The organism is Chryseobacterium sp. OV279, from assembly GCF_900128945.1.
Lineage (GTDB): Bacteria > Bacteroidota > Bacteroidia > Flavobacteriales > Weeksellaceae > Chryseobacterium.
Genome location: NZ_FQUD01000001.1, coordinates 744,053 through 757,129 on the forward strand (window position 1 = coordinate 744,053; position 13,077 = coordinate 757,129).

At 39.7% G+C, this 13,077-nt stretch carries 12 protein-coding genes; 4 read left to right on the top strand and 8 right to left on the bottom strand.

The features are described 5' to 3' along the window. Positions 1-48: 48 nt before the first annotated feature. The 8 genes from BUA72_RS03330 to BUA72_RS03365 form a co-directional block, all read right to left on the bottom strand. Positions 49-1,617, bottom strand: a complete 1,569-nt coding sequence (locus BUA72_RS03330) for a hypothetical protein (RefSeq protein WP_072921794.1) — start codon at positions 1,615-1,617, stop codon at positions 49-51. Between the two features lie 6 nt (positions 1,618-1,623). Then, positions 1,624-2,196 (bottom strand): hypothetical protein, encoded by a 573-nt coding sequence (locus BUA72_RS03335; RefSeq protein WP_047449916.1) that lies wholly within the window; start codon positions 2,194-2,196, stop codon positions 1,624-1,626. Between the two features lie 791 nt (positions 2,197-2,987). Next, entirely contained in the window at positions 2,988-3,806 is an 819-nt protein-coding gene (locus BUA72_RS03340) for a hypothetical protein (RefSeq protein ID WP_072921795.1), read from the bottom strand. 10 nt (positions 3,807-3,816) lie between these two features. Next, entirely contained in the window at positions 3,817-4,620 is an 804-nt protein-coding gene (locus BUA72_RS03345; protein WP_072921796.1) for a hypothetical protein, read from the bottom strand. 2 nt (positions 4,621-4,622) lie between these two features. Continuing rightward, on the bottom strand, positions 4,623-5,450 hold the full coding sequence (locus BUA72_RS03350; protein WP_052202310.1) for a hypothetical protein: 828 nt from the start codon (positions 5,448-5,450) through the stop codon (positions 4,623-4,625). A gap of 259 nt (positions 5,451-5,709) precedes the next feature. Beyond that, positions 5,710-7,377 (bottom strand): ribonucleoside-diphosphate reductase subunit alpha, encoded by a 1,668-nt coding sequence (locus BUA72_RS03355; protein WP_262483639.1) that lies wholly within the window; start codon positions 7,375-7,377, stop codon positions 5,710-5,712. 48 nt (positions 7,378-7,425) lie between these two features. Beyond that, positions 7,426-7,713, bottom strand: a complete 288-nt coding sequence (locus tag BUA72_RS03360; RefSeq protein ID WP_072921797.1) for a hypothetical protein — start codon at positions 7,711-7,713, stop codon at positions 7,426-7,428. 73 nt (positions 7,714-7,786) lie between these two features. Then, positions 7,787-8,761: a ribonucleotide-diphosphate reductase subunit beta gene (locus tag BUA72_RS03365; protein WP_034729294.1), complete on the bottom strand. Its 975-nt coding sequence runs from the start codon at positions 8,759-8,761 to the stop codon at positions 7,787-7,789. Positions 8,762-9,187: 426 nt separating this feature from the next. Here BUA72_RS03365 and BUA72_RS03370 point away from each other — a divergent pair, with 426 nt between their 5' ends. The 4 genes from BUA72_RS03370 (at position 9,188) to BUA72_RS03385 (ending at position 13,017) form a co-directional block, all read left to right on the top strand. Continuing rightward, positions 9,188-9,877 (top strand): ABC transporter ATP-binding protein, encoded by a 690-nt coding sequence (locus BUA72_RS03370; RefSeq protein ID WP_047449905.1) that lies wholly within the window; start codon positions 9,188-9,190, stop codon positions 9,875-9,877. A gap of 101 nt (positions 9,878-9,978) precedes the next feature. Further along, on the top strand, positions 9,979-10,335 hold the full coding sequence (locus tag BUA72_RS03375) for a four helix bundle protein (protein ID WP_072921798.1): 357 nt from the start codon (positions 9,979-9,981) through the stop codon (positions 10,333-10,335). Positions 10,336-10,451: 116 nt separating this feature from the next. Continuing rightward, on the top strand, positions 10,452-11,681 hold the full coding sequence (locus BUA72_RS03380; RefSeq protein WP_034729291.1) for an ABC transporter permease: 1,230 nt from the start codon (positions 10,452-10,454) through the stop codon (positions 11,679-11,681). Between the two features lie 64 nt (positions 11,682-11,745). Continuing rightward, positions 11,746-13,017 carry an ABC transporter permease gene (locus tag BUA72_RS03385; protein WP_034729289.1) on the top strand — a complete coding sequence of 424 codons (1,272 nt, stop codon included), beginning with the start codon at positions 11,746-11,748 and terminating at the stop codon, positions 13,015-13,017. Positions 13,018-13,077: the final 60 nt, after the last annotated feature.

Consider the following 13,077-nt stretch of genomic DNA (forward strand, 5'->3'; position numbering starts at 1 on the left):
GGTTTTTTGCTGCTTTTTTATAATGGAATTTGTGTTTTCTCCTGGGTTTTATTTTACACCTTGTGTTACCATTTTGTTGGAAATAACAGAATAGATACACCCTGTGGTTTTCAAGTTCACCGTAATCGTTGCCGGAACTGAACGGTAAGCGGTGTCGCCATAAGGTTCAGTGATCTTTCCATTCGAATCCTTTACGGTTCTTCCTTTTATTGTATACGTCATCGTTGCTGTTCCTGTAAATCCGCTTGATGGATTGAACGTAACAATACCTGTAGATTTATTATAAGTCCATGTTCCTTCCGGAGTTACTTTTTTACGGTATAGCGTAAGATCGGTATCACTGCTTTTTGTAAAACTGAAGGTCGAATAATCGATATTGGCATTGCTTCCGGTGGGCGGAGTTGTAATGCTGATAGCCCCTTTATACGCTATATCATTAGAAAAAACCGGAATATTCACAGGCTGAAACTTACAGGTAGACGTCACATCATCGTTGGCAACGGCTGCATAAGGAAGCGTAAGTTTCACATTTCGGATGATATGCTGCTGAAATGCAGCTCCTGTTGCTGCTGCAAAACCCAGTTTCAGAACAGCCGGAACCGTTGCATCCAGGGTTTGAGAAGTTGCACCACCTTCGGTGTCTGAAGTATTAAAATCAGTAGTTTGTGGATTCGCGTTTTCAGTGTAAGGCACTGAAGTTTTATAATGATAGTAGTTGATAATATTCGTAGGCGTTCCGTTTTGAGTAGTCTGGATATCCACTTTGATATCAAACCCATCCGTTGTCGTCGGGCTTGTAAAATGGGGAATCAGATCAAGATATACTTTTCTGAATTCTCCCGCATTATTTCGGAGATCAAAAACAGAAGCCAGTGTATTGGAAGTAGCCAGATAACTTCTGTCAGCCTGCAGGATTCTGCCCACAGTTCCGGTATTGCTTAAGGTAGAACGGGTTACCAAAACAGGATATCCTGTAAATCCGGCTCCTAAACCTGTAGTATTGATCGCAGCACCTCTTGCGCCTCTTAAAGTCACATGACTTGTCGATTGGCTCCAGGTTACACCTGCAATACCATTCACTCTGGAATCACCCTGAAAACGTTTAGATTTAAAATTTCCGAACTCATCCAGCGCAATACCCAGATAAGCTCCTGATAAACCTGCTTTTCTCTGACTGGCATAAGTATCCTTTGTCCTGTTATAGGCATATCCGATTCCGGCACCTGGTGATCCAATGGTAGGGCTGGTTACCGCTCCGTCATAAAGAAAGAATGATAAACCGTCGCCAAAAGTGCCCCCTAAGGCAGTTCCATTTTTCATCTCATATTCAAACTCAACATGAAGTCCGTTTACCGAAGTAAAAGTTCTTCCGTTGATAAACAATCCTCCAAACTGGCCTGAACTGGCCGGAGTAAGCTGTACACCCGTAGAAGTATGCGACGCATTTCCCTGTATTGTAAGTTCAGATGCCGAAGATGCATTCATCAGCGAACTCGAATAGGAATAAAACCCGTAGATACTGGCCACCTCTGTACTGTCTGTCTGCGCATACACGAAGTTGGTAAGCAATGTGAAAACCAGGCTCATCAAAGACAGCCCTTTAAAATTCTTTTTCATGACTGCTTATTTTACAACAAATACGATGTTGATGAAAGAGGCTGATGTAGCATTGGATAGAACATCATAATTCAATACACCCGTGTTGCTGATGCTGTTGATCTTGAAAACAGAAGTATCATAACCCGTCACATAATAGTGCAGATCTGTTGCATTGGGGAAAAACGGGATCGAAGCAGGAGCAGATGCACTTCTTGCATTAGCCGGTACATTCGAAAACTGGTTTTTATACAATGTGTACAAATCTTTCGTCTGTCCTGTTGCTGTTGTAGTCGTGTCAAAAACTACACTCGGCATATAGAAAAACTTAGCGACATACGGAGAAAGACATACCCAATCCGGAGCTGCTGGAGTTCCTACATTCTGGCTGATACATTTTTTATTGGTATCAAAAATAACGAGCCCGGTTGCAGGGTTGGTAATAGAGGAAAGATTGCTGATTCGTGGTAGTAAAACTCCTTTAGAAGTGCTTGTAACGTCTAAAGCTGAGCTTGCATCTGGTGATGTAGTATTAATACCCACCTGCGCGGTAATGGAGCAAAAAGCCATCACCAAAACTAAAGTAATAATTTTGTGCATGTTCGAAATAATTTTTTTTGTGTGTTTCTACTATTAACAAACTTCTTGCCAATAGAAAATTAATTGCTTAATAGATGTGTTTTGTGTATTTTATATTAGAAATAATATTTATTTATGATTAATTTTAATTTCTATCTCTTGGTTTTGTTTAAATTCATTATCGGCTAATTAGTGTAGTGCCTTTTTATGTGTTTTTGTCTGTGTTTATACAGTTTTGTACTTCTTAAATTTTCTTTATATTTTTATAAATTCTTGTTTTTTTAGCAAAATAATAGAATGTATTATTGTAAGGGATTCTGTGTTTTACTTATGAATATTTAATTTTAAAAGTATAATCGTCAGAACATAACAAATGCTTTATTCAACTCAAATAAAAGCCTAGACTTTTTCCCTGATTTATTAATTTAGTATCAGAAACATTCCGATTACTTATTAATATTTTAATTAAAACCCGATTTAAGTAGTAAATTTTAAACAAATGTATATAAAATTACTTGATAATAATAACCGAAAGTCTTTGATAGAGCCACTTGATTCACTGTTCAGGGAGGGAATGACTCATATTTTCAGTGTTAATGAATGATTAACGGAAAATAATTTTAAAAAACCTAAATGTTAAAATTTTGTTAAAATTTAATGATCCCCTTTTTAGTGGGCTTATTTTATGGCTTTACGGTTGTTTTTCAGCCTTATATCTGAGTTTTTAGAGAAGAGAAACCATAGATATTCCATGGTTTCTGTACTTTGTAATAAGGCTTAAAAGTCTTATTGATTTTCCAGGTTCTGCTACTCTACTGTCCCAGGTACACAAATATATATGCTGAAAGGTATTTCGGCTGCAGGCTCAATGCTGTATTTGATCCTCCCGTAGAAACGGAGAATGTATGATTATGAGCTCCTGCTGTAGAGGTGGTAGAGGTAGTTGCATCATTATCTACAACCGTTTTCGTGCTTCCTGCCTCTATACTGTTGGTTGTACCGCTTGCACGGTCATTGTAGGCATGTGTATGAGCTCCGTTGGTCGTCGTAGTTGCATTATACGTTATATTCGGAAGATTGGCCTGGGTAAGTGCTACAGAAGTACTTCCGCCTGTTGCTCCCAGTGTTTCCGAACCAGATTTAGACTTAAGAAATCTGTCGCTACTGTTTGGTAGTGTGGTAGAGAATCCCAGTGAAGTTGCTCTGCTCTGTACTGCTGCAGGAAGACTTGAAATAGCTCTTCCATCCAGAAGATACCATCCGTTCTGATCTGCAGGTGTGCTGCTGTATTTTATGTCGCCCACGGTTGGAAGCTGTACTTCCAGTTTGCTCCATGAAGTTCCGTCATTATAATAAAATCCGGGAGTTACACCGGTCAATGCTGCTGCAGTGGTATTGGTATTATAAACAGTCATTCCTGCGATATGGCTCGGGAATGGATTTGGGGCGCTTGTTGCTGTAAGGGATACCTTTGGCATCAATAGTCCTTTATTTTTATTCTGCGCATACAGTTCCAGAACTGCCTGGCTGTTTGCGGTAGGAGTTGGTGAGTTTCCTGCTGTGATAAGCACTTGTGCAGTGAATATATTGAACGTAGCGAGAAACAGTATGATATAATTAATTTTTTTCATGTCTGATTTTTTATTTTCCTAAATAGATGAAATACTGAACGACCATATGTTTTGGGTACTGTGCAAGGGGAGTATTCGTTCCTCCGCTGGGTACAGAAAAAGTATGGCTGTGATCTCCGGCAGAACCGGTGGTTCTTGTTTCTGTATTCACTGTTCTGGTCGTGGCTAGACTTCCTGCATTGTAATTCCAGTAATTCACCCCTCTGTTGGTATAAGAGTGGCTGTGTGCTCCGTCTGTACTGGTTGTTCCTGTAAGGGTAAGATTCGGAAGATTGGCCTGCGAAAGACTGTAAGAGTTGGTTCCCCCTGTTGCTGCCATAGCTTCAGAAGCGTTTTTACCTTTTATAATGCGGTCAGCTGTATTGGGAAGAGCTGTTGTGTACCCCAGCGAAGCTGCATTAATCCTGGCAGATTCTGAAAGAGCAGATGCGCTTCTTCCATTCAGCAGATACCATCCGTTGTGGTCTGCGTTGGTCATACTGGATTTGATGTCTCCTATTTTTGGCATATCGCTGTTGATAGACATGAGTACCCATTTAGAACCGTCATTATAATACAGTCCCGGAATTACATTATCGGGAGCTGTTCCTGCGGTAACGGTATTGTAAACCCAAATGCCTTCAGTGTGTGCACTAAGAGGGCTTGCGGATGAGGTAGAAACCAATGAAACGGTATTCATCAGAAAACCTTTATTCGTACTGTTCAGTTCTAAGACGGCTGAAGCAGAAGGAGTAGATGTTCCTATACCCACCTGAGCGTTTAAACCTGAAAAAAATAATAATCCGATCAGTGTTTTTAAAATATTTTTTTTCATAATCAGCTTCCTAGATAGATAAATACGTTAGTAATGATGTTATTCGGGACCAAACTTACAGGCTGGCTGCTGCCTCCCAGAGAAAAGCTTAGGGTGTGGTTGTGATCACCGCTGCTGTTGGTATTGTCGTTAACACTGGAGGTGTCAGAGATCGGATTATTGGTTCCGCCTGCTACTCCGTTTGCTGCAGTATTTAATGGGTTGTCGGTGTAGGTATGGGTGTGGTTTCCGGTCGTATTTGTAGTTCCTGAAAACGTAACGTTGGGAAGATTGGCCTGCGTAAGGGTGAAAGCGTTGGCTCCTGCTGCAGTTCCTATATTATCTGTTCCGCTTGTGTTTTTTAAGTATCGGTCTGAAGCATCAGGAAGGTTGGTCGCGAAGCCTAATGCCGTAGCTCTGGCCCTTGGATTGACCGCTAATGTGCTAACGGTTCTTCCGTTCAACAGATACCATCCGTTGTGGTCTGCACTTTGGAAACCGTTTTTAATATCTCCTACCTGTGGCGCCTTAGTTGTAAGTTTAATCCATTGTGTTCCGTTGTTGTAGTACAACCCGGGAGTCACATTATTGGGAGCGGTTCCTGCTGTTGCCGTATTGAAAACAATCATTCCTGCGATATGGGAAGCAAGAGGTGCTGCTGTATTGGCCGCCTGCAAAGCAATTCTGGTCAACAAAAATCCTCTGTCGTTTGATGAGCTTTCAAGCTGCAGTAAACTTTCTGAATTGATGACTCCTGACGAGTTGGAAATTTTGACCTGGGCATTTGTGTTTGTTGCGGATAAGCACAGCAGTAAAGTAAGCAGTGTGCTACCGCCTAGAGTTTTTATCATAAGGTTTAGTTTGAAATAATTTTTTGCAAATATATCAAATTTGAAACCATTATGTCTATTGATAATCAATCATATAGTGATTATACTCACTGTTTGGAGAATAAGGTGTGGATATTTTTAGTATTAATGAATGGTTAACGGCATATGTGCTTTTATACTTCCAATATTAATATTTTATTAAAATTTTAAATATAATGAAAAAAGCACGCTAAAAAGCGTGCTTTAATTCTATATTGATGTTTATTATTCATGAATAATATTATGCCTCACATGCAGAACAGCTCACAAAATTAACCATCATTTCTTTAGAAACGGAAGAACTTCTTTGGTAATACAGTGTTTTTACTCCTTTTTTCCATGCCTCGATATAAAGATAATTAACGTCTTTTACCGGCATTGTAGATGGAATCTGTAGGTTCAGAGACTGAGCCTGATCAATGTACTGCTGTCTTTGGGCAGCCTGAGAGATAATTTCCATCGGAGAGATCTCTTTGAACGTTTTGAATACTGCTTTTTCCTCATCGGTAAGCTCTTTCAAATGCTGTACGGAACCGTGGTTCAGCATGATCGTTCTCCATGTTTCTTCGTTGTCCAGACCTTTTTCTTCCAGTAATTTAGCTAAATACTTGTTCTTACGCATAAAGTTTCCTTTCGCAAGCCCCGCTTTGTAATAGTTGGAAGCAAACGGCTCGATTCCCGGAGAAGTCTGTCCTAAGATCGCAGAACTTGAAGTGGTAGGAGCAATAGCCATTGTTGTGGTATTTCTCAATCCGTATCCTTTCAATAATTCCGGCTCACCGTATATGTTGGCTAATTCTCTTGAAGCAGTTTCTGCCTGCTCTTTGATGTGTCTGAAAGCTCTTGCATTGAACTGAGTCGCTTCAAAACTTTCAAACGGAATCATATTTTTCTGTAAATAAGAGTGGTATCCTAAAACTCCCAATCCAAGCGCTCTGTGACGCAATGCGAAGTTTCTGGCTCCCTGCAGGTAGTAGTTTCCTTCTGTTTTTTCGATGAATTCAGTTAACACTGCATCCAGGAAGTAAACAGCCAGTTTTACAGCGTCCGTATCTTTCCATTCGTCATACAATTCCAGGTTCATGGAAGACAGACAGCAAATGAAAGATTCTTCTCTGGTAGAAGGAAGCATGATTTCAGAGCAAAGGTTACTTGCATTGACAGGCATTCCCAGATCTTTATAAACCTGTGGCTTGTTTCTGTTAACGTTATCGGTAAAGAAAATGTATGGAAGACCTTTTTGCTGACGGCTTTCAAGAACTCTTGCCCAGATTTTACGTTTATCCATATCACCATCGATCATATCCTGCATCCAGTAATCAGGAACGCAAATTCCTGTAAATAAGTTCTGGATCGGGCTTCCGATATCTTTGATAGATAAAAATTCTTCAATATCACCATGGTCAATATCCAGATAAGCCGCAAAAGCACCTCTTCTTACGCCTCCCTGAGAAACCACATCCATTGCCGTATCGAATAATTTCATGAACGAAACCGCCCCTGAAGATTTTCCGTTATCAGTTACCGCAGTCCCTCTGTTTCTCAATTCTCCGAAATATCCTGAAGTTCCACCTCCAATTTTTGTCTGCATGATTACTTCACCCATTTTGTGGGTAATGCCTTCGATGCTGTCCGGAATGTGTACGTTGAAACAAGAAATAGGAAGACCTCTCTGTGTTCCCATATTCGCCCATACAGGAGATGAGAAACTGATCCATCCTTTGGTGATCATTTCTTTGAAAGCAGGCTGTAATTCCGGCTTGTATAATTTTTTTGCCGCTGCAGTGGTGATTCTGTCGATGGCTCCGTCTACCGTTTCCCCTTTTAACAGATATCCTCTGTTCAGCATCTGCTCAGACTCTTCATTGAGCCACCATATATTTGAATTTTGCTCTTCCATAGATGTTATATTTTCGAATTCCGGGGCAGTTTTTATGCTCCGGAATTTTGTTGCTTTTTATATTGATTGTAAAATTTCCACTTTGTGCGTGCCGTTCAGGCCGCTTTCATCTCTTAATCGTTGAAACTCTTTAAAAGACGGTACATTTAAAACCTCATGCTGAACCTCATCATTGATATAGTTTGAATAATGTAAAAAAGTAACACCGTCTTCTTTTACATACACCTTATACTCAAAGGTCTCCTGATTTAGATTTTTAAAATCATCCAGAAACTTTTGGATATGGGTTTTGTTTTCTGAAACGTATTCAGGGTTTACGGTGTAGGTTACGATTACATTAATCATTTTTTTTGCTTTGAATTATGGTGCTAATACTATCTGCTTTGACGCTCGCTTCGCTCGCGCCCACCCATTCATATTAAAACAAATCGTTCGCTGTAATACTCTTGTCGTGTTTTGTATAATCCACCGGTCTTTTTGCAAAGAAATCATCCATAGAGTTGGCGAAAACTTCCTCTTCAAACCATTTCATTGGACGGTATTGCTCAGGAGTCACGTTGTAACGGGTTTCCATGTCGATTTTCTTCAAACTGTCGTCTACACGGTATTTCATGAAGTTCAGAAGGTCTTCTTTTGAGAAAACGGTTAATTCTCCCAGTTCAAAGATCCAGTCTAAGATTTCACCTTCCAGCTCGATAGACTGATCTACCAGCGTGTAGATGTCTTCAATGTCAGAATCTGTTAACAGATCAGGCTGTTCCTCACGGATTTTGTTGATCAGGTAGATTCCGGCGTTAGCGTGGATTTGCTCGTCGATAGAAGTCCATGCGATGATATTGGAAACGTTCTTCATGTATCCTTTGAATCTTGTGAAAGAAAGGATGATCGCGAATTGTGAGAAAAGCGATACGTTTTCGATCAGGATACTGAATAATAAAAGGGAAGATACATACTCTTTAGGCGTAGTGGAATTGGCATGTTTCAAGACATTCGAAAGGAAGTCAATTCTCTTTTTTACGGCAGGAATTTCAATAACATTGGTAAATTCTTCGTTGTATCCCAATACCTCTACCAAACGGGAATAGGCTTCGGAATGACGGAATTCACATTCTGCAAAAGTAGCTCCCAGTCCATTGAATTCAGGTTTTGGCAAGTGGTTGTATAGGTTTCCCCAGAATGTCTTTACAGACACCTCGATCTGTGCAATGGCAAGCAATGCATTTTTCACAGCGTGTTTTTCGTTCGGCTCTAACTGCGAATGAAAATCCTGAACATCTGCAGTAAAATCCACTTCCGAGTGCACCCAGAACGATTTGTTGATCGCCTCTACAAACTGAAGAACCTCAGGGTATTCAAATGGCTTGTAACTTACTCTCTTATCGAAAATTCCCATATTAAAATATCTTTAAAATTAAATAATCAGCATTACTGTGGATAACGTGGAAGTAATGCTTAACTTCTTGTATGTTTGGTATTTACGTTAGAAACATATTCACATTGGTGACTGGAGGTTTCTTGTAAAGAACTAATGACAAAGTTCGAAAAAAAGAACTGATTTTGAAAGGGGTAAATACTAATTGGCTGAGTTTTAACTCTAAAAGTTTTCCACATTTACATGAAACCAGCACGAATAATGGCTTAGAAGGGGTTATGAGGAAAAAATAAATGAAAAAACACACTTACAGTTAAACAGATTAATGCAATGTACTATAAACAAAGGAGTAATTGGTTAAACAATAAAATATTCGAATAAATTATGGTTCTTGTAACAAATTGAAAGTATCGTCTACTTATATGGGTATAAAACAAGCATCACTTCATGTTAGTAATTCAGGATCTACATAAATCATACGATACGGGGAAAAGCAAGCTGCACGTTCTTAAGGGTATTAATCTTAATATTTCCGAAGGCGAGTTTGTTTCTATTATGGGAAGTTCCGGGTCCGGAAAGTCCACGCTTCTTAATATCATCGGTATTCTGGATGAAAAAGATTCAGGGACTTATGAGCTGGATAACGTTCCTATTGAACATCTCTCTGAAGTGAAAGCTGCAGAGTACAGAAGTAAATTTTTGGGCTTTATATTTCAGTCCTTCAACCTGATCAGCTATAAAACGGCTCTGGAAAATGTAGCACTTCCTTTATACTATCAGAATGTTCCCAGAAAAGAACGTAACAAGAAAGCCATGGAATACCTGGAGAAAGTAGGTCTTGCACAATGGGCAGATCACTTACCCAACGAACTTTCAGGGGGACAGAAACAAAGAGTTGCCATCGCAAGAGCACTGATTACAGATCCTAAAGTAGTGCTGGCAGATGAGCCTACCGGAGCACTGGATTCCAAAACAACCCATGATATTATGAAACTTCTTCAGGATATCAATAATGAAGGAAGAACCATCATCGTTGTAACCCACGAACCGGACGTAGCCGCACAAACCAAAAGAAACGTCATCCTGAAAGACGGCATCATTGAAAGTGATGAGTTTATCAAGCAGATTGTTTTATAAGTGAATGGTGAATTTTGCTTCGCAAGTCAATTGTGAATGTTGAATGATCAATTTTAATTAAGTAATAAAGAACACACAAACACAAATGAAGGAAAGTAATCATGTTTTTGAATCTGAACCATTATAAACTTGATGTTTATCAATCGGCCAGACAGTTAAGAATTGAATGTTATAAAATTTTATCTGTGATTCCGGATAGTGAGAGATTTAATCTTACAGATCAGATACGCAGAGCTTCCACTTCGGTCGTGTTGAATATAACGGAAGGATGCTCCAGAAGATCGGAAACTGAAAGGAAAAGATATTTTGAAATAGCCAGAGGCTCGGTGATAGAACTGGATTCTTGTTTTGACATAGTTATAGACTGTAATTATATCAAAAAAGAAGAATTAGTGAAAATTGAAAACTTAATAAAAACAACATTTATCCTCTTAAGTGGGATGTTGAAAAAAGAATAAAAAATAATTGTGAATTGTCAATAGAAGCAACTTTACCATTGACAACAGGGTTAATTGACTTCGAAGAAAATTCACAACGGAGTTAATTGACTTTTTACAAAGTAAAAAATAAAACTATGTTTGACCTAGATCGTTGGCAGGAAATATTCAGTTCTATTCGCAGTAATGTATTGCGGACGGTGCTTTCGGGGTTTACAGTGGCTTTGGGGCTGTTTATTTTTGTGGTTCTTTTCGGAATAGGAAAGGGGCTTCAGAATGCCTTTACCGAAGGTTTTGCAAGAGATGCACAGAATCTGATCACGATCTATACCGGTAAAACCACGATGGCTTATAAAGGACTTCAGTCCGATAGAACCGTCACGATGAATAATGACGACTACGACTTCCTCATCAATGCAGATAAAGACAAAGTAGGCGATGCCAGCCCAAGATACACCACAAGTTTAATGGTGAAATACGGAAAAGAAAGCGGTACTTACCAGGTAAACGGTGCAGAACCGGGAGAAAAGGTGATTGAGAACAGAAAAATGCTGGACGGACGCTATCTGACGGATATGGATCTTCAGAGAAAGCAAAACGTTGCCGTCATCGGAAGAATGGTTCAGCGTGACCTGATCAAGAACGGGAGTCCGGTAGGAAAAGATCTGAACATCAATGGGACCATGTTCAAAGTGGTTGGGGTGTTTTCTGATGACGGAGGAGACTGGGACGAAAGACATATTGCAGTGCCTATCACCACCCTTCAGCAAATGAAAAAAGGCTCTGATACGGTATCTACGGTATATATTGCCTATAATGAAAAGCTGAGTCCTGAAGAAGCCATTAAATACGGTGACGAACTTAAAGACAGATTAAAATCAAGAAAGAATGTTGCTCCTGACGATGAAAACGGAGTCCGTGTCTGGAATAATGCCAAGAACATGAATGAAACCTTCCAGTTTATGGCCGTACTGACCATTATTGTAGGTTTTATCGGGATGGGAACATTATTGGCGGGGATCATCGGGATCAGTAACATCATGGTGTATATCGTAAAAGAAAGAACCAAAGAAATCGGTGTCCGTAAGGCCATCGGTGCCAAACCAAGAAGTATTGTAGCACTGATTGTACAGGAAAGTGTCGTGATAACGGTAGTTTCAGGTATTGTTGGAGTGGGAATAGGCGTTCTGGCGCTCAGCTTAATCGGCGACAGCCTCGAAGAATATTTTATCAAAAGCCCGAGCGTAGGCTGGGTAACAATCTTTATGGCGTTTATTGCTTTGGTATTTTCAGGGCTTATTGCAGGATTTGTTCCGGCGTACAGAGCTTCGAGAATCAAACCGATAGAAGCATTAAGAACCGAGTAGTGATGTGATGATCAATTATCATCTATCAATCATCAATTATATTTTAAACTTATAACTCAAAGAAGTGAACATATTATTTAAAAAAGATACTTGGCAGGAAATTTATTATTCACTGAGGAATAATAAGCTTCGTACGTTCCTTACCATGATTGGTGTAGGCTGGGGAATGTTTTTGTATGTGAGTCTTCTTGGAGCGGCAAAAGGGATGGAGAATGGTTTTGATAAACTGTTTTCCGGATTTGCAACCAATTCCATTTTTCTTTGGGCTCAGAAAACATCCATTCCTTATGATGGATTCCCTAAAGGAAGACAGGTTCATCTCAACTTATCCGATATGGATATGCTAAAAAGAAAAGTGAGTGCTATCGACTATATCTCACCCCAAAATGCAAGAGGAAGCTTTACCGGAACACCTGGTGAATCGATGTCCAGAAACGGAAAAAACGGGACGTATTCTCTTACGGGAGATTACTCAGTAGGAAATAAAATTTCAGAGAAGAAACTTATTTTCGGCCGTTACATCAATGATGCCGATGTGATGGGAAATAAAAATGTAGTGGTGATTGGAGAAGAGATCTACAAGAACTTCTTTGATGCCAAGAAAAAAGAAAATCCGGTAGGAAAACAGGTCAATATAAAAGGAATATTTTTTAATGTGATCGGAGTTTTCAGGGTGAAAAAAGGCGGTGGATTTGAAAATGACCAGACGGCATTTATTCCACTTTCCACCTATACCAAAATGTATAATGCCGGAGAACAGATTGACATGTTTGCGATTGTAAGTAAGCCTAATGCCAATGTAAACGGAGTAGAGGAAGATGTAAAGCAGGTACTGAAAACTCAAAATAAAGTATCTCCCGAAGATACCAATGCTTTTGGAAGTTTCAACTTAGGAAAAGAATTTAAAAAACTGACGGGATTCCTTACCGGAATGCAACTTCTGACCATTATTGTAGGAACGCTGACCATTCTTGCCGGAGTTATCGCCATCTCGAATATCCTTCTGATCACGGTAAAAGAAAGAACCAAAGAAATCGGGATCCGAAGAGCTTTAGGCGCAAAACCTGCCGAAGTAAGAAACCAGATTCTGTTGGAAAGTGTAGTGATTACCCTGTCCTCGGGGATTCTCGGATTCATGTGCGGAATCTTTGTCCTCATTATTCTAAATGCAGTGACGCAGAACCAGGATGAATTCCCTTTCTATAATCCGACGGTAAATTACGGAAATGTATTCGGAGCTATGGCTGTTATGGTAGTCCTCGGTCTTATTATCGGAATGATCCCGGCGCAGCGAGCAGTAAAGATCCGGCCAATTGAAGCCTTGAGATCAGAATAATAATGGGGTAATAGGGTTGATGTAGTAATTTGAAAATAATGACAGATTTTTTTAATGTTT